Raw genomic sequence first — 23,903 nt, 5'->3', positions numbered from 1 at the left:
TTGGCCGGGACTGCGGTAGCGCAGGACCTGCCGCGTCCGCTGACCGATGACGATTTCATTCCCTTTGATATGGAACAGGCCGCCATCGGTCATCAACTGTTTTACGACCCGATCCTGTCGGGCAACCAAAATATCACCTGCGCCCATTGCCACCACCCGGATTTTGGCACTTCGGATGGGCTGTCTTTGGGCATCGGAGAAGGCGGGCAGGGGTTGGGGCCGGACCGCACGCCGGGTATTGGGGCGGACATGATCCGCAAACGTATCCCGCGCAACTCGCCGGGGCTTTGGAACCTTGGGGCCAAGGACCTTCACACCCTTTTCCATGATGGCCGCCTGAGCCTTTCGGACGTCTACGGCAATGGCTTCAATTCCCCCGCACAGGAATGGCTGCCCGAAGGTCTGAACTCGCTGCTGGCGGCGCAGGCGCTGTTCCCGCTGACTTCGCAGTTCGAAATGGCCGGGAATGTGGCCGAAAATCAGGTGACCGGCGCGGTGCATGACCGGATCGACAAGGGCTGGCCGATCCTTGCCAAACGGGTGCGTACCGATCCGCGCTATGGTCCCGCCATCGTCAAGGCGTTCGATGACATCGACACGACCGAGGACATCACGATCACCCAGATTGCCAACGCTCTGGCCGCGTTCATGGCGTTGGAATGGCGCAGCACCGATAGCCCGTTCGACCAATATCTTGCCGGCGATCACACGGCCCTGACACCGCAACAGAAAGACGGCATGATGCTGTTCTTCGGAGAGGCAGGATGCGCAAACTGCCATACCGGCCCGTTGTTATCGGATCAAAAATTCCACGCGCTGGGCTTGCCGCCTTTTGGCCCCGGCAAGACCCGTCAGTGGGACCCTTATGCCCGCGATGTGGGCCGCATGGGCGAGAGCAACCGGCTTGAGGACGCCTATCGCTTTCGCACCCCGATGCTGCGCAATGTGACCGAGACGGCACCTTACGGCCACAACGGTGCCTTTCCCGACCTCGAAAGCATCATTCGCCACCACCTGAACCCATCCGAAAGCCTTGCCGGGTGGACGCCCGCTATGGCCGAGTTACCTGACGTTCCGTGGTTGGCAAAGGTGGATTTCATCGTTTGGCAGGATCGGTTCGAGATGGCCCGTCAGCGTTCCAAGATCGATATCGTGCCGCTGACCCTGACCGACGCCCAGATCGCGGACCTCGTGGCCTTCATGGGTGCGCTGACAGGCACAACCCTCGACACACCCCTCTTTGGTGTGCCCGAGGACTTCAAACCTTAGAAAAGTCCCGCTAGCGGCATTGGATATTCATCACAAATCCCATAATGCTCGGCCCAAAGCAGCCGCCGAGAGGTCCCATGCAGTATCACAACAAAACCTATGATCAGCTTCAGATTGGCGACACGGCCGAGCTGACACGGATTTGTACCGAGGATGATTTCTTTGCCTTCGCATCGAATTCGGGCAATCACAATCCCCTGCACCTGTCCACTGAGGACGGCGATGGCGACAGCGTGAACGAGGCGATCGCACCCGCGATGTTCGTCGGCGCGCTGATCTCGGCGGTGCTGGGGAACATCCTGCCCGGTGCGGGGACGCTTTATAGATCGCAGAGCTTTGATTTCTGTGATCGTGCCCATGCCGGCGAGGAGTTGATGGCGCGGGTTACGGTGATCGAAAAACGCGAGAATCGCGAAGTGTTGCTGGAAACCCAGGTGACCCGACCCGCCGATGATGCGCTGATCGTGTCCGGCACGGCGGTGGTGATCGCGCCGGAAAAAGAGCTGTCGTTCCACGAGATCGAGGTTCCCGGCCTTGTGGTACAGCGCCACCGGCATTTCGACGCGCTGCTCGCCCGCTCGCGGCCCCTGCCGCCTATCCCCACGGCAGTTGTTGCGCCGGAAGACCCCAACTCGTTGGGCGGGGCGCTGCTGGCGGCGCGCGAAACCATCATCCGTCCGATCCTGATCGGCGACCCGGACAAGATTGCCGCAACGGCGCAAGAGGCTGGTCTTTTGCTTGGGGATGCCGAGATCATTCCGGTTGAGGGCCATTTTGACGCTGCCAATAAAGCCGTCGATCTGGTTGTCGAAGGCCATGCCGAGGCGCTGATGAAAGGTCACCTGCACACCGATGACCTGCTGCGCGCAGCCCTGCGGCGGGATCGCGGCCTGAAGGTCGGGCGGCGCTTTACCCACGTGTTCGTCATGGATGTGCCGGGCCAGCCCCATCCGCTGCTGGTCACGGATGCAGCCATCAATATCGAGCCAAATCTGGAAACCAAGATCGACATCACCCAGAACGCCATCGATCTGGCGATCTCGATCGGGATTGGTGCGCCCAAGGTCGGTGTGCTGTCAGCGGTTGAAACGGTGAACCCGGCGATCCGCTCGTCTATCGACGCGGCACTGTTGTCGAAGATGGCCGAGCGCGGTCAGATCAAGGGCGGTTTGGTCGATGGCCCTCTGGCCATGGACAACGCTGTCAGTCTGGCGGCGGCGCGGACCAAGGGGATTGTCTCCGAAGTTGCGGGGCGGGCCGATATTCTGGTCGTACCCAATCTGGACGCTGGCAATATGCTGGCCAAACAGCTGACCTATATTGCCCATGCCGAAGGTGCCGGGGTGGTGCTGGGGGCGCGGGTGCCGATCATCCTGAACAGCCGGGCAGATGATGACAAGGCGCGGCTCGCCTCTTGCGCCGTGGCCGCGCTGCATGCGGCGCGCCTGTCTGGAAAGGTCTGATGGATCATATCGTTACGCTGAATGCCGGGTCTTCCTCGTTGAAATTCGGTCTGTTTGCCCTTGAGGGACCCGAGCCCAACCCGGTCTGCACCGGCATGGTCGACCGGATCGGCAGCATCGGGGCCTCGGTCAGCCTGCGCGGCGCGGATGGCGGCAAATTGTCCGATGAGATATCGGACACGATACAGGATCACGACAGCGCGCTGGATCGGGTTCTGGGCCTGCTGCAAGCCCGGTTCCCGGCGGCCCGGATTACCGCGGTCGGACACCGGATCGTACATGGCGGGCCGGATAACGACCGCCCTGTCGTCATCACTCGCGAGGTTCTGCGCAGCCTTGAAACGCTTGAACCCTTCGCACCGCTGCACCAGCCATACAATCTGGCGGGCGCGCGCGCCGCGATGGCCCGGTTCCCCGACGCCACGCAGATCGCCTGTTTCGACACCGCGTTTCACCGCCATCACCCGTGGGTCAATGATACATTCGCGCTGCCGACCGAGTATTACGACATGGGCGTCCGGCGTTATGGCTTTCACGGGCTCAGCTATGACTATATCGCGGGACATCTGGCCCAGACCATGCCCGAGGTCCATGCGGGGCGCGTCATCGTCGCCCATCTGGGCAACGGCGCGTCCATGTGTGCCATGCGCGGCGGCCAGTCGGTGGGCTCGACCATGGGCTTTTCGGCGCTGGACGGGCTGGCCATGGGCACGCGCTGCGGTCAGCTTGATCCGGGTGTGATGCTATATCTGATGGAGCAGAAAGGCATGGGGCCCGGGGAGATCTCGGACCTGCTCTATCGCAAGTCGGGCTTGTTGGGGCTGTCGGGACTGTCGAACGACATGCGGACGCTTGAACAGTCGGACACACCCGAGGCTCGCCGCGCCATCGAATACTTCACCTTCCGCGCCCGTCGCGAGTTGGGCGCGCTGGCGGCTGTGTTGGGGGGGCTGGATGCCATCGTGTTCACGGGCGGGATCGGAGAGAACTCGGCCCTGGTGCGCGCGCAAATCTGCGCCAATATGGGCTGGCTCGGGGTTGAATTGAACGCTCAGGCCAATGAAGGCAACGCGCGCGTGATCTCGACCGACGCGTCCGCTGCGCGTGTGATGGTCCTACCAACCAACGAAGAACTTGTGATTGCTCAGGCCGCGGCCGGACTGTCGGCCTGATTGCCATGTTTTGGCCTTATTTTGCTGGGTTTTTGACGAAAAATGCGTGCTTCTACGGGAAACCCCCAATTTTGCTCCTGGCAGCTGTGCGTTAACTATTGGTTAACCACCGGGCCGGTGTGCCCATACCACTCTCACAAATTTCCCCCGATGAGGGGCTGGCTCTTTACCCCCTTGGCCGGCCCCTCAACCCCTTTTACGGGTATCAGGATCGCGCCGTGTCCTGTAGGATCTGCTGCACCAGACCGGGCAGGTCCCGACTGTCACCATAGCTGAGTGTATGGTGCATCTGGTCCACCGGGGATTTGCGATAGCCTTCGGTGAATAACAGAAACGGCACCTGCGCCCGTTGTGCGGTTTCCGCATCCACCTCGCTGTCGCCGACAAAGATTCGCGGGCCTGCATTGGGCAGGGCATTAAAGCTTGCGTGCAGATGTGCGGGGTCGGGTTTGCGGGTGGTCAGGGTGTCTCCGCCAAAGACGGTGTCGAAATGCTGGGACAGGTCCAGCGCGTCCAGCACATGGCGCGCGGGCTCTTCGGGCTTGTTGGTGCACACGCCCAGGGCGCAGCCCATGGCGCGCAGTTGATCCAGCGCCTCGGGCACGCCGGGATAGGCGGTGGTCTGGTCGCAGGCGGCAGCGTTGTAATGGGCCAATGTGATCTGAGCCAGTTCCGTGTGGCGATCCGGGTCGATGCCGCAATGGTGCATCACTCGCTCGACCAGTCTGGGCAGGCCGTTGCCGACGAATTGCCGGATGGTGTCATGGGGCAGGGGTGGGACCTCTTGCCCCTGCAGCATCCGGTTCGCCGCATTTGCGATATCGGCAATGCTGTCCACCAAAGTTCCGTCCAGATCAAAGACAACAACTGCAACCATTCCCGAATCCACCTGTGTTTTATGTCGTCCAAGGCCTAAGCCGCAGCCGCGATCCGCGCAACAGGGTGGGGTCGAAAAACCGAGGGTTGACAAATCTTACTATTTTTATCAGATTAAAGCTCAGAAACAGTCAGCCAACCCGATTCCGGGTCAGCCAGATCAAGCGAACCACGAACAGATAAGGCCATGTGCCAAAAACGCTCTGGAGATGCCCCGATGAACGCGCAGACCCCCAACCCGACCCAAAGCTATGCTGTCTCGATGCTGCCCGCCCATAAGGCCGAAGAACTGACCGCAGGCGGAAACCTGGCCCATATCGAGCTGGGCGATCAGCTGTATACCCTGCGCATCACCCGCGCGGGTAAATTGATTCTGACGAAATGAGCGCGCCTGCATCGCGCGGCGGTGCCGCGGTCGGGCGTTTGTCCGACCTGACCCCGATTGAAGCGGGCGCGGTGATGTACCTGCGCCTCTGGGGCGATGGTGCCGGTGGCCGGGCCAACGCGGCCAGCGATTTCGATATCGCGTTGGGTGCTGATCACGGGCGCGCGGCGATGATGACGCTGGATCGCTTGTGTTCGCTCTGTGCTCATCACGGGCGGCGGCCACTGGTGCGGCACGGGCTTGGATGTGGCTGCTTGGGCGCGGATGAGAACTGCTTTGCCCAGATGATCGCCGCAGCCTCCGAGGGTGCGCGCGAGGATGCGATGATGATGGCCTCGCTGATCGTGCGGCCTGATTTCGCCCCCGCGCTGACATCACTGTCCGAAGAGCTTGGTCTGGCCCTGCGCCGCATGACCGCATCAGTCCCCTTGCCGACGACCGGGCACCAACCCCCACCTTCGGTGCTTCACTGATTGGCAGACACAAAACCCCGGCCATTTCGCCGGGGTTTTGTTTGTCTCAGCAGCAGCCGCAGCCCGCGTGATGATGATCGTGATCGCAGGCAGCTTCGGGCGCATAATCACCCACCTCGGACAACACATCGCGCAAGGCCCAGAGGATCATATCCACATCCTCAGCCTCAATCGTAAGCGGCGGGCGGATTTTCAGAATGTTGTCCTTCGGCCCCTCGCTACCGATCAGGATGCGATGATCCCGCATTCGGTTTTTGACATAGCTGCAAATCTCGGTGCCCTCGGAACCATCGGGATTGATCAGCTCGACCCCAAGAAACAGCCCGATGCCCCGCACATCTCCGACCTGAGGGAAATCGGCCTCGATCCGCCGCAACCCGTCCATCAGGCGCGCACCCATGAGCCGCGCATTGTCCTGCAGGCCTTCGTCATCGACGATATCCAGCACCTCTTTGCCAATGCGGCAGGACAGCGTTGATCCTCCGAAGGTCGAGAAAAATTCGATCCCGTTGTCGAAACTCTGCGCGATCTCTTTGGTGGTGACCAGCACGCCCAGAGGGTGCCCGTTGCCGATGGGCTTACCCATCACCACAATATCGGGCAGCGCGCCCTGATGTTCGAAGCCGAAATAATACTCACCCAAACGACCAAGCCCTGTCTGCACCTCATCGGCGATGCAAACACCGCCTGCGGCGCGTATTTTTTCATAAACCGCAGGCAGATAGCCTTTGGGCGGAATGATCTGTCCCCCGACCGAGGGGAAGGTCTCGGCGATGAACCCGGCAATCCCATGACCACGGTCCTGCAAAGCAGAAATCGCGGGATCCACAAAATCCGCGAATTTTGTGGCGCGGTCGGGATCGTCGCGTTTGAACGACCCGCGATAGTCGTCTGCGACCTCAACCAGCTCGACCCAATCCGCCTTGCCGATGCCGCCGGGCTTGTTGAACTTATAGGCCGAGATCGCCACCGCCGCGTTGGTATTGCCGTGATACCCGTGATCCGGCGTCACGATCCCCTTCGCCCCGGTATGCGCGCGGGCCAGACGCAACGCCAGTTCGTTGGCCTCGGTGCCGGAATTGACAAAGAAGCAGACCTCGAAATGATCAGGCAGTTTCGACAAAACCTTCTCGGCAAAGGCCGTCTGGGCGGGGTGCAGATAGCGGGTGTTCGAGTTCATCCGCTTCAGTTGATCCGCGGCAACCGCTTGGATGCGCGGATGCGCGTGGCCCACATGGGGCACGTTGTTATAGGCGTCCAGATAAGGGCGGCCCCATTCGTCGAACAGGTGGTGTTTCCACCCCCGCACCAGCATGACCGGATCATCGTAAGTCAGGCTGAGGTTGCCCCCAAAATGATCGCGCCGCCCCTGCAGGATCGCTTGTTTGTTCGTCGGCTGATACGCCACCTTGTAATCCGGCAGGTTCAGCAAGGCCGCGGGGTTCGGGCAGACGGCATTCCACAATTCCAACTCATCCGGATCGGCCACACCGGGCCAGTCGGCCTGCATGCCTTGCGTGGTCAGCGCCAGTTGGAAATGTACGTGCGGCGCCCAGCCACCATTCTGCGTCGGATCCCCCAGCCGCGCAAAAGCCGCCCCCTGCGCCACCGGATCACCGGGTTTCAGACGGTCGCAAACCTCAGGGTCAAGATGGCCGTAGAGCGTATAGAACGCATCACCCTCGGGCGTCTCATGATGCAGGATCACGACGCCACCATAGTCCAGATGCGCATCGCGGTTCTCAACCGCTTCGACCCGACCGCTGAGCGGTGCATGCAGCACTGTCCCGGCGGGAGCAAACACATCCACCGCCAGATGCACGGTCCGCCGGTCCGAGGCCTTCCACGGCCCCTTGCGAAACCCCGGCTCGGCATAGATCAGGCGGGGCTCGTTGTAATATCCCAGCCAGAGACCTTCCCCGAATTCCTCACCCACCCGTGCGGCCTCGTCCAGCGGCATGTGAAACGGGTTCTGGGGCCATGTCGAGTTTTCAACAGACAGCGAACCCATCGGCACCTCGCTCAGATCCTGCCCGAACATCTGGGTGAACTGCCCGCGATGGTTGTTCAAGTAGGCGTGGATACGTTCGGCCCCATCAACCACCGGCAGACCGCAGGCCGCGCGCAGCCGCGCCGCCATCAGATCGCCATTGACCGAGGCGTTCTCAAGAAACCGCCACGCGGGGGCCTGACTGATCGTCACATACGGATCATCCGGGTTCTCCGCCGCCATCAGGGTTGAGTTCACCACAGACACCGCCAACCGCATCCGCAGCAGCAGCCAGATCAGATCGACCTCCTCCGCGCGCAACCGGTTGGCCGCATGATACCCGCGCACCAGCGCCGCCAGCGCCCGTTCGGGTTTTGGATGATCCAGCACCACATAAGCCCCGGCAATCGCCAGATCACAAATCCGCGGCGCGGCACACATATCGCCCAGATCGATCAGACCCGAGACGCTGCGGCGGTCGCTCAGCTGACCCTCGACCAGAATGTTATAGTCGTTGACGTCATTGTGGATCGCCTGCCGGGGCAGATCATCCAACTGGCTGCGAACCGCATCAAAACCCGTCACAACATCCTGCAACAAGGCCCGCCGCGCGGGATCCGCAATCGCGCCCAACTGATCGGCAATCCAACCCGCCTGCATCAGGTCCCACTTGAATCCTTCACGGTGCAGGCCGGGATGCTCAAACCCCTCCAACGCCCGATCGGTCGCGCCCAGCACGCGGCCCAGTTTCAGGATCAGATCTTCGGTCTTGGGCAAGCTGCGGGCATAGCATTCTCCGGGCATCCGCTCCAGCAACCAGACCAGCCGCTCGGCGCCACCGTCATCCTCGATCACGGGCAACATCGTCCCCGAAAGGTCAGCAAAGACCTTCGGAAACGGCAGCCCGGGCGCGGCCGAGGCAATATGCTCCAGCGCCTTGATCTGCAAATCGACCAGCCCCGGCGCGCACCCCGCCCGCATCACCTTCAGCACATAGTCCTGCCCATTGGTCGCCCGCACCAGAAAGTTGAGGTCATACTCCCCATCCAACCGCGTCAACCGCGCCTCCAGCCCCCAATGCTGCCGCAGCTTCCCGGCCCAATACGCGTTCAAATCGCCCATGCGACACCCCATAGCTCTCCCCAAAGGGGATCTTCTTCATCTGGCCAAAAATATCCTCGGGGGGAATCGCGCCCACAGGCGCGATGGGGGGCAGACAGCCCCCCTTACGCTCACCCCAACGCGCGCAACCGTTTGATCAAAGAGGACGTATCCCAACGCCCGCCACCTAGCTTCTGCACGTCCTTATAGAACTGATCCACCAAAGCCGTCACCGGTAGAGAAGCCCCGGTTTCATCCGCCGTCGCCAGACAAATTCCCAAATCTTTCCGCATCCAGTCCACGGCAAACCCATGCTCGAAATGATCGTCCAGCATGGTCTCATAGCGGTTGGCCATCTGCCAGCTGCCCGCAGCGCCCTGACTGATCACCTCGACCACCGCGCGCCCGTCCAGCCCGGCTTGCTCGGCAAAATGCAGCGCCTCGCTGAGACCCTGAACCAGCCCGGCGATGGCGATCTGGTTGCACATCTTGGTCATCTGGCCTGCACCACTCTCGCCAATCCGGCGGCAGATTTTCGAATAGACCTGCATCACGGGCTCGGCCGTGTCATACGCCGCCTGATCCCCGCCGCACATGATCGACAGCACGCCGTTCTCAGCCCCAGCCTGACCACCCGATATCGGAGCATCGACGAAGGCAATGCCCTCCGCCCGGCCCGCTTCGCACAACTCGCGCGTCACTTTGGCCGAGACGGTGGTGTGATCCACAAAAACGGAACCCTTGGTCATGCCGTGAAAAGCACCATCTTCGCCGGTGCAAATCATGCGTAGATCATCATCATTTCCCACGCAGGCCATCACGAAATCCGCGCCCTCTGCCGCCGCGCGGGGCGTGGCCGCCATCGCGCCGCCATGCTCATTCACCCAGGCCTCGGCCTTGGTGCTGGTGCGGTTGTAAACCGTTACTTGATGTCCGGCGGCCTGCAGATGCCCCGCCATTGGATAGCCCATGACGCCAAGGCCAAGAAACGCGACTTTTGCCATTTTCCGAAATCCCCTCCGCTGACCGGCTGCGCAGAACGCGCCGGAGTGTTCAGCGAAGACAAAGCAAAGCTGAGCCCAAAGGGCAACCCCGTGTCACGCTTTGCTGCCGAGGTCTTTCAGTATCGGACAATCCGGACGATCATCCCCGGCGCAGGCGTCAACCAGATGACTCAGCGTATCTCGCATCCCCTTCAGGTCAGCGATTTTTGCATCGATCTGCGCCAGATGATCACGCGCCACGCGTTTCACATCCGCGCTGGCGCGGGATTCGTCTTCATAAAGCGCCATCAGAGTGCGGCAGTCCTCGATCGTGAACCCCAGCGCACGGGCGCGGCCCAGAAAGTTCAGCTTGTGAATGTCCTGATCACGAAAACGCCGATATCCGTTGTCATCGCGCAGCGGTTTGATCAGGTTGATATCCTCGTAATACCGGATGGTCTTGGCGGGCAGGCCGGTGCGGGTCGAGACATCGCCGATATTCATGCCGTCACCTCTTGTGGGGTTGTGTTGACTTGTGCCTCTGGCAGGCTGGCCCGTATGCGGCGCAAGCGTAGCGCGTTCGAGACGACAAAGACGCTGGACAGCGCCATCGCCCCGGCGGCCAGCGCAGGCGACAGAAGATGCCCGCCAAACGGATAGAGCACGCCCGCCGCAACCGGGATCAGCAGCGTGTTATAGCCAAACGCCCAGCCGAGGTTCTGTCGGATGTTGCGCATGGTCCGGCGACTGATCTCGACCGCATTGGCCACGCCGCGCAGATCACCGGACATCAGCACCACATCGGCGGTTTCAATCGCCACATCGGTGCCGGTGCCAATTGCGACCCCGATATCCGCCGAGGCCAGCGCCGGGGCGTCGTTGATCCCGTCGCCCACGAAAGCAAGCGTACCGAATTGCTGCTGCAGGGCCGAGATTGCGGCGACCTTGCCGTCGGGCAGTACCTCGGCTGTGACATGGTCGATGCCCAGACGATCAGCCAAAGCCTGCGCCGTCCGCGCGTTGTCGCCGGTGATCATCGCCAGCGTCACCCCCATGTCATGTAAGCGGGCCAGAGCCTCGGGCGTGCCGGGTTTGATCGGGTCAGACACCGTGAGCGCCACCGCAGCCCGACCGTCGACCGCGACATAGATCGGAGTCGCCCCTTCTGCGGCGCGCTTCTGCGCCTCGGGGCGCAGATCGCTCAGATCAATGCCGTTCTGTGCCATCAGCCGATCCGCGCCGACCAGCACGGCGCGCCCCTCAATCGTCGCGCGCAGGCCAAGACCTGTGAGCGACTCGAACATCTCAACCTCGGGCAAAACTTGGGGCCCTGCGCGGGTGATTGCGGTGGCAATCGGGTGTTCGGATTGGGCCTCGGCGGCGGCAGCAAGGCGCAACACCTCGGCGCGGTCAAAGCCGTTGGTGGTGATGACCTCGTCCAGTTCGGGTCGCCCAAGCGTCAGCGTCCCGGTCTTGTCCAGCGCGATGACTTTGGCCTGCTGCAACTGCTGCAGCGCATCGCCCTTGCGGAACAGGACGCCCAGTTCTGCCGCGCGGCCCGTGCCGACCATGATCGAGGTCGGCGTGGCCAGACCCATGGCGCAGGGGCAGGCGATGATCAGCACCGATACCCCGGCCACCAAAGCCAATGGCAACGCCGGGGCGGGGCCAAAGATCAGCCAGACGGCAACCGTCAACACGGCAGCGGCCATCACGGCGGGCACAAAATAGTAGGTGATCCGGTCGACAAGCCCCTGAATGGGCAGCTTCGCCCCCTGTGCCTGTTCGACCATGCCGATGACCTGCGCCAGCACCGTATCGGCACCCACATGGGTCGCCCGGATGCGCAGGGCCCCGGTGCCGTTCACTGTGCCGCCGACCACCGAGGCGCCGATGGCCTTGCCAACGGGCACCGGCTCACCCGTGATCATGCTTTCGTCGACATAAGAGCTGCCGTCCAGCACCTCGCCATCCACGGGCACGCGTTCTCCGGGGCGGATTTGTATGATGTCGCCGACCAGGATCTCGGCGATGGGACGGTCGATCAGCGCGCCATTGTCCTCGATCCGCGCGGTTTTGGGTTGCAGGCCCACCAGTTTGCGGATGGCCGCCCCGGTTCGGCCTTTGGCGCGGGCTTCCATCAGGCGGCCCAACAGGATCAGGACGACGATCACGGCGGCAGCCTCGAAATAGACATTGGCGGTGCCCTGCGGCAACAGCCCGGGCGCAAAGGTCGCAAGGACCGAATACAGATAAGCGGCCCCGGTTCCCAGCGCCACCAGCGCGTTCATATCCGGCGCACCGCGCAGCAGGGCGGGGATGCCTTTGGCGTAAAACACACGCCCGGGCCCGATCAGCAGGGCCGAGGTCAGTGCAAACTGGATCAGATGACTGGTTTGCGTTCCAATCGTCGCCATCACCCAATGATGAAAGGCCGGAATCATGTGCCCACCCATCTCAAGCAGGAAGACGGGCACGGCCAGCGCTGCCGCGATCAACGTCGCACGGCGCAGCTTGGCAAGGTCTTCGGCCTTGCGGTCCCGATTCTCGACTTCCGGGGCCGAGGGGCGCGCCGGGTACCCTGCTGCAGTCACGGCCCGGGCCAACTGCGCCGGATCGGTCGCGCCCTCGACATATGTCACCGTCGCGCTGCCGGTGGCGAGGTTCACCGCAGCCTCTGTTACTCCGGGCGCGGCGCACAAGGTCCGTTCGATCCGACCCACGCAGGAGGCGCAGCTTATCCCTTCGATCTGCAGAACGGCCTGACGGGTTGCCGCCGGATATCCCGCCGCATCCAGCGCGCTTAGGATGTCGGGCAGGGCCGCGTCATGGGTCACATCCGCCGTTCCGGTCGCGAAATTGACCGCAGCCTTGTTGATGCCGGGCAGTGCGCGCAGCGCCCCCTCGACCCGGCCCACGCAAGACGCGCAGCCCATGCCTGTAATTTTGATCTGAATGTGCTGTGGTTCGGCCATCCGAGTCGTCCGGCTGTGGATTTCACCCCTGACATAGGGGCTCCAGTCACTGGAAGGTCAAGGGAAAAGCCGCGCTTCTGCCGCCCCGCGTCGGTTTGGCGCGGGTCAGCTGGAGCCGGATTTCAACGCGGCCAGTTCCTGCTGCAGCCGCTCGTTTTCCGCCTGCAGCACTGCCAGTTCCTGCCCCAGCTTGTTCAGATGCGGGCGCAGCTCGGCCTCGGTGAAGCGCGGGGTGATGTGGCGGGGGCAGTTCCAGTCCAGCGCCTCGACATGCAGGATCGCCGCACGTTCAGCCTCGGCCTCGGCCCCGTCGGGGAACAGGTCGGCGGCGGCCTCGGCCCCTTCGGTGAACGCCATCCGCCCGAGTATCTTCAGGCGTCGGCTGTTCGCATAGTCCATCAGGATCAGCGCGACCCGGTCATTGCTGTCCAGATTCCCGCGCGAGATATACTGCCGGTTGCCCGAGAAATCCGCGTACCCGACGGTGCGTTCGTCCAGCACCCTGAGAAACCCTGCCGGCCCGCCACGAAACTGCACATAGGGCCAACCGGTTTCCGAGGTGGTGGCCTGATAGAACCCATCCCGCGCCTCGATGAATGCCTTTTCGGAGGGGCCGATCAAATGGCCCTGTTGCGGCCCGGATTCGATGAATTTCGCATAGGCCTCTGCCGATCCCATGCGGTCCTGATGGGCGCGAACTGCGGGCGTGAAGGTCAGTTCGGAAAAGGCGCGGGGCATTGGATATCCTTTCAGCAAAGAATCCCCGAGATACAAGCCGCTGTCGCCGTGCCTGTCACCTCACCCAACGCAGATGTGATCCTAAATCGGTCGGGACGTGGCGTAGCGCAACTTACAGACGCCACGTCACATGGATTGGCAGGGCGCGTTTGCGCAGCTAGCCTTGGGCAAACACCTGATCTGGAGAGCTTTTGATGTCGCTTTTTACCAGCACCGCCGCTTGGGTTACGGATGAACACCGGATGTTTGCCGATATGGCCGGTCGGTTCATGGATGATGCGCTGGTGCCGAATGCCGAAACCTGGATCGAGAACGGTGTCGTGGATCGAGCGTTCTGGCTGCAGGCCGGGCAGGCGGGTCTGATGGCGGGCTCGATTGCCGAGGAATATGGCGGCGTGGGCGGCGGCATGGGGTTCGATTCCGTGACGCTGTATGAACAGACCGCTCGGGGGGATGCCGGTTGGGGCTATGGAATCCAGTCCATTGTGACCCATTACATCGCCGCCTATGGCAGCGACGATCAGAAGGCGCGCTGGCTGCCCAAGCTTGCTTCAGGCGAGATGATCGGGGCGCTGGCCATGACCGAACCGGGCACCGGATCGGATGTGCAAGCGGTCAAGACGAGTGCCGAGAAGGACGGCAATTCCTATCGGCTGAACGGGTCCAAGATATTCATCACCAATGGCCAGACTGCCGATTTGGTGATCGTAGCAGCCAAGACCGACAGATCGCTGGGGGCCAAGGGGGTGTCGCTGATTGCGGTGGAAACCGAAGGGGCCGAAGGGTTCCGTCGTGGGCGCAACCTCAAAAAGCTGGGGATGAAGGGCAACGATACCGCCGAGCTGTTCTTCGAAGACGTCAAAGTACCGATGACCAACCTGCTGGGCCCGGAAGAGGGGCAGGGGTTCTATCAGTTGATGAAGCAATTGCCGTGGGAGCGGCTGACTATCGGCATCATGGCATTGGGCGCGATTGACTTCGCCATCGCCGAGACGGTGAAGTACGTGCAGGAACGCAAGGCCTTCGGGCAGCGGGTGATGGACTTTCAGAACACGCGGTTCAAGCTGGCCGAATGCAAGACCAAGGCTGAGGTCCTGCGCAGTTTCGTCAATGACTGCATCGGCAAGCTGGAGGCCGGTGAGCTGGATGCGGCGACAGCCTCGATGGTGAAGTACTGGGGGTCCGAGGTGCAAAACGAGATCATGCACGAATGCCTGCAGCTCTTTGGCGGTTATGGCTTCATGATGGAGTATCCGATCGCGCGGCTCTATGCGGATGCGCGGGTACAGATGATCTATGGCGGCACCAATGAGGTGATGAAAGAGCTCATCGCCCGTTCGCTGGACGTCTGAGGCAAAACGCTCCCGCCCGTCGTCGACATTCCTTGCGGAACGTCTCCTCCCGTTGGGCCGGGCAGGCGCGGGCGCAGCCCGCGCCTGCCCGGCCCCCTGCCGTCCGCAGGACGCAAGGCCGAAGGCCGCGCAGCCTTTTGCATACCACCGTTGCCGGGGCGGGTTCCGCCTGCCATGATCGCCGTAGATTAGTTCGGCAGAAAGGCTCCTCGCTCATGGCTGCGTCAAACAAGTCCCGCATATGCGCCCTGCTCAAGAGCATTGAAACCGGTGATCCGGGCCCTGTCTCGGTGGTGAACGAGGCGCGTTACATCCAGCATAACCCACAGACCCATGAAGGCAGCGAAGGCTTGGCGGCGCTGTTCAAGCGCCTGTCCGAGACCTCTCCCCGCGTGAACATTGTCCGCGCGTTCGAAGACGGGGCCTTTGTCTTTGCCCATACCGAGTATGATTTCTCGCGCCGCAATATCGGGTTCGAGGTGTTCCGGTTTGAGGATGGTCAGGCGGTGGAGCATTGGGACAATATTCAGCCACGCCAAGGCCCCAATGCCTCGGGCCACAGCATGGTTGATGGCGTGACGGACGTGGGCGATCTTGCCCTGACCGAGCAAAACCGGGCCTTCGTGCGGTCGTTTGTCGAAACGGCTCTGATCGCGGGTGATCTGGATCAGATCGCGGCCTGCATTAATGCGGAGACCTATGTCGAGCATAACCCGCGCCTGTCTGATGACATCAGCGCCCTGCGTGCTGAATTGTCCGATGCCAAAACGGTGAACTACCAGCGTCTGCATCGGGTGCTGGCCGAGGGGGACTTTGTCCTGACCGTCTGCGAAGGCGCGTTTCAGGGCAAGCACAGTGCATTCTATGATCTGTTCCGCGTCGCGGATGGCAAGATCGTCGAGCATTGGGACACGGTTGAGACCATCGCCCCGCGCGCGCAATGGAAAAACGACAACGGCAAATTCTGACCTATCCTGATGCCAGTTGGTCCTGAAGCCAATCTTTGAAGGATTTCAGCGGCTCGGGCATGGCGCGGTCGGTAGGCCAGACCAGATAATAGGCGCCCAGACTGACGGGCGGCCCCTGCCAGGCGGGGACCAGGCGCCCCGCCTTCAGATCATCGCGCACCAGATACGAGGGCAGCAAACCCACGCCCATCCCGTGGATGGTGGCCTGTATCATGGTCGAGAACTGATCGAACAGCATTCCGCGCAGGCCTGAGACCTGTGCGCCCTGCATCTCAAACCATCTTTCCCAAGCGTCGGGGCGCGATTCCAGATGCAGCAGCGGGGTGCTGCGCAGGGCATCCAGCGTTTCATGCGCGGCTTCTTTCAGCGCTGGGGCGCAAACCGGCAGAACGTCTTCCCGCATGATCGGCAGGTAGTGGACTCCGGCCCAATCTTTCTGACCGAAATGGATCGCTGCATCGAAGGGTTCCGTCGCGAAATCGAATGGTTTTAATCGGGTACCCAGATTGACCGTGACCTCGGGGTGGCGGCGCGCGAAATCCTGCAGCCTGGGGGCCAGCCAGTGCATCCCGAAGGCGGGCAGGATCGACAGATCAAGTGATCCGCCCGCCGGGTTCGCCTTGAGCTTCAGCGCCGCCTGCGCCAAATCCTGCACCGCAGACCTTGCGATTTGCACATAGTCCTTGGCCGCCGGTGTCAGGTGCAACCGCATCTGGCTGCGCTCGATCAGCTGTACGCCGAGCTGATCCTCCATGGTTTTCAGCTGGCGGCTGATTGCGCTTTGCGTCAAAGACAATTCCTCTGCCGCAGCTGAGGCGCTGCCGAGTCTGTCCACCGCCTCAAGCGCCAGCAGGGACGAGATCGAGGGCAAGAACCGGCGTGGCGCGATCATATGACAAATCCTCATACCTTTTACATGCAATAGCACTGGTTTTTTCCAGCGACCAGAGACATGAGTGCAAATGGCCTCTTTGCCCAAGCCTCTGGCGACCTTGAAATCCGTGACTGGGCACGTGACAAATCCGTCATTGGCCGATGACACAGACCAGACAAGGCAAGACCCATGGACCGTGCCCAGATCGTACATGAGAACTTCCTGACCCGCGTGGCGCGCCGCGACTTACCCGAAGGTGTGCCGCCGCGCCCGGGGTTGAGCGATACAGATGCCGTATCGCTGTTTCGCTCGCAGGTGCTGAGCCGGGCGCTGGACCGGACCAGCCGCGCCATGCAGAAGGAGGGGCAGGGATTCTACACGATTGGTTCCTCGGGGCACGAAGGCATGGCTGCCGTGGCGCACGCGCTGCGCCCGACGGATATCGCGTTTCTGCACTACCGCGATGCCGCCTTCCAGATCGCCCGCGCTGAACAGGTTCCCGGTCAGCAGATCGCCTGGGACATGCTGCTGAGTTTTGCCTGTTCGAAAGAGGACCCGACCTCGGGCGGGCGACACAAGGTTCTGGGCTCAAAGGCGCTGATGATCCCGCCGCAGACTTCGACCATCGCCAGCCATCTGCCCAAGGCCGTCGGTGCGGCCTATAGTCTGGGTGCGGCACGGCGGCACGATCCAGAGCATCGCGAATTGCCCGAAGACGGGATTGCGATGTGTTCCTTCGGCGATGCCTCGGCCAACCATTCCACCGCGCAGGGGGCGATCAATACGGCGGGCTGGACCAGCGTGCAATCGACGCCGCTGCCCCTGCTGTTTGTCTGCGAAGACAACGGAATCGGGATTTCGGTCAAGACGCCCAAAGGGTGGATACAGGGCTCGATGGAACATCGGCCGGGGATCAAGTACTTTCAGGCCAACGGTCTGGATATCTATGAGACGTTTGCCGTGGCGCAGCAGGCTGCCGATTACGTCCGCACGCGCCGCAAACCGGCCTTCCTGCACCTGAAAACCGTGCGCCTTTATGGCCATGCCGGGGCGGATGTGCCTACGACCTATCTTCCGAAATCCGAGGTCGAGGCGGATGAGGCCAATGATCCCCTGCTGCATTCGGTGCGCCTGCTGGATCAGGCGGGGGCTTTGGCTCCGGATCAGGCGCTGAAAATCTACGAAGAGACCTGTGCTCGTACCGACCGCGTTGCGGCTGAGGCTGCCTCGCGTCCTCATCTGGCCTCGGCGACAGAGGTTATGGCGAGCCTGATCCCGCCCAAACGCGCTTGCCGCTCGACCAACGGCCCCAGCGCCGAGGCGCGGGCCAAAGCCTTTGGCGGCGATATGCGCGCGATGGATGAGCCGCAGCCCATGAGCCGCCTGATCAACTGGGCGCTGACCGATCTGATGTTGGAACATGGCGAGATCGTCTGCATGGGCGAAGACGTGGGCCGCAAGGGCGGCGTCTATGGCGTGACGCAAAAGCTGCAGCAGCGCTTTGGTGCGGACCGGGTGATCGATACCTTGCTGGACGAACAGTCCATTCTGGGCCTTGCTATCGGCATGGGCCATAACGGGTTCATTCCGATCCCCGAGATCCAGTTCCTTGCCTATTTGCACAATGCCGAGGACCAGATCCGGGGCGAAGCCGCGACGTTGCCCTTCTTCTCGAACGGCCAGTTCTCCAACCCGATGGTGCTGCGGATCGCGGGGTTGGGATATCAAAAGGGCTTTGGCGGGCATTTCCACAACGACAATTCTCTGGCCGTTCTGCGGGATATTCCCGGGGTGATCATCGCCTGCCCGTCGACCGGGTCGGATGCAGCGCAGATGCTGCGCGAATGCGTGCGGCTGGCGCGTGAGGAGCAACGGGTGGTGGTGTTTCTGGAACCCATCGCGCTTTATCCGATGCGCGATCTGCACGCGCCTCAGGATGCGGGGTGGATGACGAAGTATCCCTCGCCGGATCAGCGCATCTCTTTGGGCGAGGTCGGGGTGCATGGGGACGGCACCGATCTGGCCATCGTGACCTATGGCAACGGGCATTACCTGTCACAAAAGGCGCTGCCCCAGTTGCATGCGGCGGGGCTGAAGACGCGGATCATCGACCTGCGTTGGCTGGCCCCTATGCCGGTCGAGGCTCTACGCGCGGCCACCAAAACATGCGCGCATGTTTTGATTGTAGACGAATGCCGCCGCACCGGCAGTCAGTCCGAGGCGTTGATGACTTTCTTCGACGAAGAAAGTCTCGCCACCCCGACCGCCCGCGTGGTGGCCGAGGATTGTTTCATCGCAACCGGCCCGGCCTATGCCGCGCCGTTGCCGTCGAAAGACGGCATCGTTGCCGCTGCGCTCGAACTGACTGGAGGCGCCTCATGACCCGTACCGCCGTTGTCATCTGCCCGGGCCGTGGCACCTATAACAAGCCCGAGTTGGGCTATCTGCACCGTCACCACGCCGACAAGATGCAGATGTTCCGCAGCTTCGATGCTCTCCGCGCGGAAGTCGGGCAAGAGACCGTCACTGCTCTGGACAGTGCGAGCCGCTATACTGTCAGCAAGTATTCGCGTGGCGATGTGGCCTCGCCCCTGATCTACGCGGCATCCCTGGCCGATGCGCAGGCGCTGGCCGATGATATCGAGGTGGTCGCCGTCACCGGGAACTCGATGGGCTGGTACATCGCATTGGCTGCCGGGGGCGCGCTGAGCCCCGAGAACGGTTTCCGGGTAGTGAACGCCATGGGAACGTTGATGCAGGAGCATCTGATCGGCGGGCAGTTGGTCTATCCCTTCACGGGCGACAACTGGGTCAGTGATCCTGCTCATAAGGCCGACCTGCTGGCCGAAGTGGACAGGATCAATCAGACCGAAGGCCACGCTCTGGCGCTGTCGATTGATCTGGGCGGGATGCTGGTTCTGGCGGGCAACGAGGACGGGCTCAAAGCTTTCGAGGCGTCTCAGCCAACAGTGCAGGACCGCTTTCCCATGCGACTGGCCAACCACGCTGCGTTTCACACTGCCCTGCAGGCACCGGTCGCGGCAGAGGGCCGGGCGCGGCTGGGGGCGGACCTCTTTGGCCAGCCCGAACTCCCCCTGATCGACGGTCGCGGCAAGATCTGGTGGCCGGGCGCGACAAACACGCAGGCTTTATGGGACTACACTCTGGGCCATCAAGTGACTGAACCTTACGATTTTACCCGCGCCATCCAGACCGCAGCCCGCGAGTTCGCGCCCGATCTGTTCATCGTCACCGGTCCCGGTGCAACGCTGGGCGGTGCGGTGGCGCAGTCTCTGGTCTTGTCGGACTGGCGCGGCATGAGTGACAAAGCCGCTTTTCAGGCGCGGCAGGAGGCGCAGCCGTTCCTCATCGCCATGGGCCGAGACGACCAGCGCGCGCTTGCAACCGCCTGATCGCTGGCCCTAATGGACTTTGACCCTGCAGAGAGCCTGACGTGAGCGACCACAATCAATCCCTTTGGCTGGATACCTGTCACGAGCAGGTCGACAGCCCTCCTCTGACCCGAGACGTAACCGTCGATCTAGCCGTCATCGGCGGCGGCTATACCGGTTGTTCCGCCGCTCTGACCGCAGCGCAGGCCGGGGCATCGGTTTGCCTGCTGGAAGCCGACGAGATCGGGCACGGGGGATCGGGCCGCAATGTCGGGCTGGTCAATGCGGGTCTTTGGCTGCCCCCGGCTGATATACGGGCACATCTGGGGAATGAGGTCGGAAACCGGCTGATCGACCTTTTGGCCGCCGCCCCGACCGAGGTGTTTGACCTGATCGACGCGCACGGGATCGCGTGCGAACCCTTGCGAAACGGCACACTGCACTGCGCGCATTCCGCCGCAGGGTTTAGTGACCTGCAGACCAGACACGCACAACTCAGTGCAGCGGGGGCTCCGGTTGAGTTGCTGTCGTCGGATCAGACCGCCGGGCGGACAGGCAGTGCGGCGTTTCATGGGGCTCTGTTCGACCCGCGCGCAGGCACAATCCAGCCGTTGGGCTATGTGCGCGGTCTGGCGCGCGCGGCGCAACAGGCCGGGGCGCGGATATGTGGGCACAGCCCGGTTCAGGCCATGCAACGCGACGGCGAGGATTGGGTTCTGACGACCCCGCAGGGCAAAGTGCGGGCCAGAGCGGTGCTCCAGGCGACCAATGCCTATCACCGGAAACTACCAGAAACGGCCCCCGCCTATGTGCCGGTCTATTACTTCCAATACGCAACCGCTCCGATAACCGAAAACCTGCGGGCTACCATCCTGCCGAAGGGTGAGGGCTGCTGGGACACCGGCCTGATCATGACTTCGTTCCGTATGGATCAGCAGGGTCGCTTCATTCTGGGCGCGATGGGGGATTTGGGCCACGTGGGTGCCGTGGCGCATACCGCGTGGATCAAACGCAAGCTGGCCGCGCTTTATCCTCAACTCGCCGATCAGCCCTTTGAGCATGGCTGGCATGGGCGCATCGCCATGACCTCGGACCATATCCCCAAAATCACAACGATTGGGCCGAACGCGCTGTCGGTCCACGGCTATTCCGGCCGTGGCATCGGGCCGGGCACAGTGTTTGGCCGCCTATGCGCGCAGAGCCTGTTGCAGGACGACCCTGCCCTGCTACCCCTTCCGGCGGTCGAGGGTTACAGCGAACGCTGGACCGGCCTGCGCCGCGCCTATTTCGAAACCGGCGCGACGCTGACGCATTTCGTCAAGGCACGGTTCTGAACCTCAGACCGACCGGGTGATGCCACCATCAACCCGAATGTTCTGCCCGGTGATATACCCGCCGCCGTCCGAGGCTAGCATTGCCACGACCGAGGCGATCTCATCATAGCTACGCCCATAGCGACCCATCGGGATGCGGGCGCGGAATTCCTCTTTCTCGGGCAGGCTGTCAATGAAGCCGGGCAGGACGTTGTTCATGCGGATGTTGTCAGCGGCGTATCTGTCCGAGAACAGCTTGGTGAACGCCGCCAGCCCCGCGCGGAACACGCCCGAGGTCGGAAACACCGGATCGGGCTCGAACGCGGCGAAGGTCGAGATGTTGATGATCGACCCGCCGCCCTGCGCCTGCATGATCGGCGTGACCAGCCGGGTGGGGCGCACGGCGTTCATGAAATAGACGTCCAAGCCGGTGTGCCAGTCCTCATCGGTCAACTCCAGCACCGGCGCACGCGGTCCGTGGCCCGCCGAGTTCACCAGCACATCGACTCTCCCCCAATGGGCCATTGCTGCATCGACCAGCTTTTGCAGGTCATCCGTGGACTGGTTCGACCCCGTGATGCCCACGCCGCCCAGTTCATGGGCAAGCGCCTCGCCCTTGCCGGACGAGGACAGTATGCCGACCTTGAACCCATCAGCGGCCAGTCTGCGCGCGCTGTCCGCCCCCATGCCGCTGCCGCCTGCGGTGATCAGTGCTACTTTTCCCATATCTGTGATTCCTTGTGTTGTCTGGCGCTAAGATGGGGTGACGCGGCCCGTTTGACCAATCAGTTCTGCTGCACTAATGGTATAGAAAATCTACAGCTATTGCGATGCCAGCACTCCCGCCACTCAACGCGCTACGCGCCTTTGAGGCCTCGGCCCGACATCTGAATTTCCGCCTCGCCGCCGAGGAGCTGGGCGTTACCCAAGGTGCTGTCGCCCAACAGGTACGTGGCCTTGAGGCACGGCTGGGCACAGCTTTGTTCGAGCGTTTGCCGCGCGGTTTGCGTTTGACCGAGGCTGGACGCAGGTTCCATGCGCCCCTGCGCCGAGCATTCCGACTGATTGAAGAGGCTGTCGATGATCTATCGGATCAGCGGCAGATCACCATCTCGGTCACGCCCAGTTTTGCCTCAAAATGGCTGGTGCCGCGTCTGAATGATTTTGTTACGCGCTATCCCGATATCTCGGTGCAGGTCGACGCGCGCGAGCGGTTGGCTGATTTCCAGTCGGACGGCGTCGATATCGCGGTGCGCCAAAGCCGGTCGCCGCTGGCGCAAGGGCTGGACTTCGTTCCGTTGTTTTCGACCGAGTTCGTTGTAGTTGGCGGCCCTGAGCTGGCCTCGCAAATCAAAGAGCCGAGCGACCTTATGCGGCACGTCCTGCTCAGCGACACTCATGGGCTATGGCCGCTGTTTCTGGACCGTGCCGGCGTCGAAGGGCGGCCGAGAATGATGAGCTTCAGTCAGACCAGCCTTGCAATTGACGCTGCCGTTTCGGGGCAGGGGTTCGCTCTGGCTCATGCGCCGCTGGTGTCATCGGAACTGGCTTCGGGGCGGTTGGTTCAACCTCTGTCCGAGGTACTGGTTGACGACCTGAGCTTTTACATCGTCACGCCGCAGAAGCCCCGTCAGCCCGAGCTGGTGAATCAGATGCGCGATTGGCTGCTGTCTCAGTCCTGAAGCGTGCTGGCGATGGTCTCGATCCGGTTCCGCAACCACCGATGGGCCGGATCGTTGGCCAGGCGTTGGTGCCAGACCATATAGATCGATACCGGCTCGCATTTGAACGGTAGCGGCGCGCAGTCCAGCGCGGCCAGCGGCCCGCGTTTCATCAACGCCGTGTCGGTTGAGATTAGGTCGCTGCCTTTCACAAAAGGAGGGATGGCGTTGAAATGGGGCAGGGTCACGACGGGCGGCCTGATCTGGCTTTGATCCACGCCGCGCATCACGGCGCGGGCATTGCGGCCGTCGGCAAAGCGCACCTCGACATGGTCGCTGTTGCAATAGGCCTGCCAATCCGCCGGTGGATTGCGCCGTGCTGCGTCGTAGAACACCATCAAGGGGCTGGTGACTAGCCGTTTCTGAAAGATATCCGGCCCGTCAGGCGGCAGCGGCGTCAACATCAACTGACACCGGTCGCTGCGCAGCAGGTCAGGGTCTGGTACGCCCGATGGGATGAACTCTAGCCCCAGGCGCACACCTTCGGCGCGGGTTGTGCGCAACAGATCGGGAAAGATCAACTCACGCGGCATGTCATTGGTGGCGATCTGAACATCGATCTGTTCTGATAGCGGATCAAAGGGCCGCCCTTGCGTCAGCGCCCGCATCCCGTCCAGAACCTGTTGCGCGGGTTCTTTCAACGACAACGCACGCTCGGTTGGGGTCAGGCCCTGACCGGATCGGACGAACAGCGGATCACCCAACACTTGCCGCAGCTTGGCCAGCGTGTGGCTGATCGCCGATTGCGTCACGCCCAGCCGGTCAGCGGCTTTTGAAACCGAGCTTTCCTCGAGGATCGTCAGGAACACGCGCAGGACCTTGCCGTCGAGATCGGTGAAATCAATATTGCTCATACCA

General features: G+C 62.3%; 20 protein-coding genes. 11 read left to right on the top strand and 9 right to left on the bottom strand.

The genetic code is table 11. The features are described from left to right. The 3 genes from ACR0J1_RS09915 (at window position 1) to ACR0J1_RS09905 (ending at window position 3,904) form a co-directional block, all read left to right on the top strand. A complete protein-coding gene (locus tag ACR0J1_RS09915; protein WP_480732279.1) occupies window positions 1-1,269 on the top strand; it encodes a cytochrome-c peroxidase in 1,269 nt (422 codons plus the stop codon). Between the two features lie 77 nt (window positions 1,270-1,346). Then, on the top strand, window positions 1,347-2,732 hold the full coding sequence (locus ACR0J1_RS09910) for a bifunctional enoyl-CoA hydratase/phosphate acetyltransferase (RefSeq protein ID WP_480732281.1): 1,386 nt from the start codon (window positions 1,347-1,349) through the stop codon (window positions 2,730-2,732). Beyond that, window positions 2,732-3,904: an acetate/propionate family kinase gene (locus ACR0J1_RS09905; RefSeq protein WP_480732282.1), complete on the top strand. Its 1,173-nt coding sequence runs from the start codon at window positions 2,732-2,734 to the stop codon at window positions 3,902-3,904. Before ACR0J1_RS09910 ends, ACR0J1_RS09905 begins: the two co-directional genes overlap by 1 nt. 205 nt (window positions 3,905-4,109) lie before the next feature. Here ACR0J1_RS09905 and gph read toward each other — a convergent pair whose 3' ends face one another. Beyond that, the gene (gene gph, locus ACR0J1_RS09900; RefSeq protein WP_480732284.1) at window positions 4,110-4,781 is read right to left on the bottom strand and encodes a phosphoglycolate phosphatase; all 672 of its coding nucleotides are present in this window, start codon (window positions 4,779-4,781) and stop codon (window positions 4,110-4,112) included. Between the two features lie 216 nt (window positions 4,782-4,997). Here gph and hemP point away from each other — a divergent pair, with 216 nt between their 5' ends. Both hemP and ACR0J1_RS09890 read left to right on the top strand, forming a co-directional pair. Then, window positions 4,998-5,165 (top strand): hemin uptake protein HemP, encoded by a 168-nt coding sequence (hemP, locus tag ACR0J1_RS09895; protein WP_480732285.1) that lies wholly within the window; start codon window positions 4,998-5,000, stop codon window positions 5,163-5,165. Next, entirely contained in the window at window positions 5,162-5,638 is a 477-nt protein-coding gene (locus ACR0J1_RS09890) for a hypothetical protein (protein WP_480732287.1), read from the top strand. Before hemP ends, ACR0J1_RS09890 begins: the two co-directional genes overlap by 4 nt. Window positions 5,639-5,684: 46 nt before the next feature. On the opposite strand, the gene ACR0J1_RS09885 is transcribed toward ACR0J1_RS09890, so the two are convergent. The 5 genes from ACR0J1_RS09885 to ACR0J1_RS09865 all read right to left on the bottom strand — a co-directional run bounded on the left by ACR0J1_RS09885 (window position 5,685) and on the right by ACR0J1_RS09865 (window position 13,425). Then, window positions 5,685-8,750 (bottom strand): aminotransferase class III-fold pyridoxal phosphate-dependent enzyme, encoded by a 3,066-nt coding sequence (locus ACR0J1_RS09885; protein ID WP_480732289.1) that lies wholly within the window; start codon window positions 8,748-8,750, stop codon window positions 5,685-5,687. Between the two features lie 110 nt (window positions 8,751-8,860). Further along, the gene (locus ACR0J1_RS09880; RefSeq protein ID WP_480732291.1) at window positions 8,861-9,733 is read right to left on the bottom strand and encodes an NAD(P)-dependent oxidoreductase; all 873 of its coding nucleotides are present in this window, start codon (window positions 9,731-9,733) and stop codon (window positions 8,861-8,863) included. Between the two features lie 93 nt (window positions 9,734-9,826). Continuing rightward, window positions 9,827-10,216: a Cu(I)-responsive transcriptional regulator gene (gene cueR, locus ACR0J1_RS09875; protein ID WP_480732293.1), complete on the bottom strand. Its 390-nt coding sequence runs from the start codon at window positions 10,214-10,216 to the stop codon at window positions 9,827-9,829. Then, the gene (locus tag ACR0J1_RS09870; protein WP_480732295.1) at window positions 10,213-12,687 is read right to left on the bottom strand and encodes a heavy metal translocating P-type ATPase; all 2,475 of its coding nucleotides are present in this window, start codon (window positions 12,685-12,687) and stop codon (window positions 10,213-10,215) included. The genes cueR and ACR0J1_RS09870 overlap by 4 nt, the downstream gene beginning before the upstream one ends. 105 nt (window positions 12,688-12,792) lie before the next feature. Continuing rightward, window positions 12,793-13,425, bottom strand: a complete 633-nt coding sequence (locus tag ACR0J1_RS09865) for a pyridoxamine 5'-phosphate oxidase family protein (RefSeq protein ID WP_480732297.1) — start codon at window positions 13,423-13,425, stop codon at window positions 12,793-12,795. A gap of 194 nt (window positions 13,426-13,619) precedes the next feature. Here ACR0J1_RS09865 and ACR0J1_RS09860 point away from each other — a divergent pair, with 194 nt between their 5' ends. Both ACR0J1_RS09860 and ACR0J1_RS09855 read left to right on the top strand, forming a co-directional pair. Continuing rightward, window positions 13,620-14,777 carry an acyl-CoA dehydrogenase family protein gene (locus tag ACR0J1_RS09860; RefSeq protein ID WP_480732299.1) on the top strand — a complete coding sequence of 386 codons (1,158 nt, stop codon included), beginning with the start codon at window positions 13,620-13,622 and terminating at the stop codon, window positions 14,775-14,777. 215 nt (window positions 14,778-14,992) lie between these two features. Further along, window positions 14,993-15,745 (top strand): nuclear transport factor 2 family protein, encoded by a 753-nt coding sequence (locus ACR0J1_RS09855; protein WP_480732301.1) that lies wholly within the window; start codon window positions 14,993-14,995, stop codon window positions 15,743-15,745. A gap of 1 nt (window position 15,746) precedes the next feature. Here ACR0J1_RS09855 and ACR0J1_RS09850 read toward each other — a convergent pair whose 3' ends face one another. After that, complete coding sequence (locus tag ACR0J1_RS09850) at window positions 15,747-16,637, bottom strand: LysR substrate-binding domain-containing protein (RefSeq protein WP_480732303.1); 891 nt, start codon at window positions 16,635-16,637, stop codon at window positions 15,747-15,749. Window positions 16,638-16,808: 171 nt separating this feature from the next. Between ACR0J1_RS09850 and ACR0J1_RS09845 the strand changes: the two genes are divergently transcribed. From ACR0J1_RS09845 to ACR0J1_RS09835, 3 genes are read left to right on the top strand one after another with little or no spacing between them, the layout of a single operon-like run. Continuing rightward, window positions 16,809-19,001, top strand: coding sequence for a dehydrogenase E1 component subunit alpha/beta (locus ACR0J1_RS09845; protein WP_480732305.1), 2,193 nt, complete (start codon window positions 16,809-16,811; stop codon window positions 18,999-19,001). Further along, window positions 18,998-20,032 carry an ACP S-malonyltransferase gene (locus ACR0J1_RS09840; RefSeq protein ID WP_480732306.1) on the top strand — a complete coding sequence of 345 codons (1,035 nt, stop codon included), beginning with the start codon at window positions 18,998-19,000 and terminating at the stop codon, window positions 20,030-20,032. The genes ACR0J1_RS09845 and ACR0J1_RS09840 overlap by 4 nt, the downstream gene beginning before the upstream one ends. Before the next feature lie 41 nt (window positions 20,033-20,073). Then, window positions 20,074-21,345, top strand: a complete 1,272-nt coding sequence (locus tag ACR0J1_RS09835; protein WP_480732308.1) for an NAD(P)/FAD-dependent oxidoreductase — start codon at window positions 20,074-20,076, stop codon at window positions 21,343-21,345. 3 nt (window positions 21,346-21,348) lie between these two features. Here ACR0J1_RS09835 and ACR0J1_RS09830 read toward each other — a convergent pair whose 3' ends face one another. After that, a complete protein-coding gene (locus ACR0J1_RS09830; RefSeq protein WP_480732310.1) occupies window positions 21,349-22,050 on the bottom strand; it encodes an SDR family oxidoreductase in 702 nt (233 codons plus the stop codon). Between the two features lie 104 nt (window positions 22,051-22,154). Here ACR0J1_RS09830 and ACR0J1_RS09825 point away from each other — a divergent pair, with 104 nt between their 5' ends. Beyond that, complete coding sequence (locus tag ACR0J1_RS09825; RefSeq protein ID WP_480732312.1) at window positions 22,155-23,006, top strand: LysR substrate-binding domain-containing protein; 852 nt, start codon at window positions 22,155-22,157, stop codon at window positions 23,004-23,006. Here ACR0J1_RS09825 and ACR0J1_RS09820 read toward each other — a convergent pair. After that, the gene (locus tag ACR0J1_RS09820; RefSeq protein WP_480732313.1) at window positions 22,997-23,899 is read right to left on the bottom strand and encodes a LysR family transcriptional regulator; all 903 of its coding nucleotides are present in this window, start codon (window positions 23,897-23,899) and stop codon (window positions 22,997-22,999) included. The genes ACR0J1_RS09825 and ACR0J1_RS09820 overlap by 10 nt on opposite strands. Window positions 23,900-23,903 lie beyond the last annotated feature (4 nt).

Source organism: Ruegeria sp. CJ3, assembly GCF_056536725.1.
The sequence above is the reverse complement of the archived record's forward strand: the minus strand, read 5'-3'. Positions and strand labels throughout refer to the sequence as shown.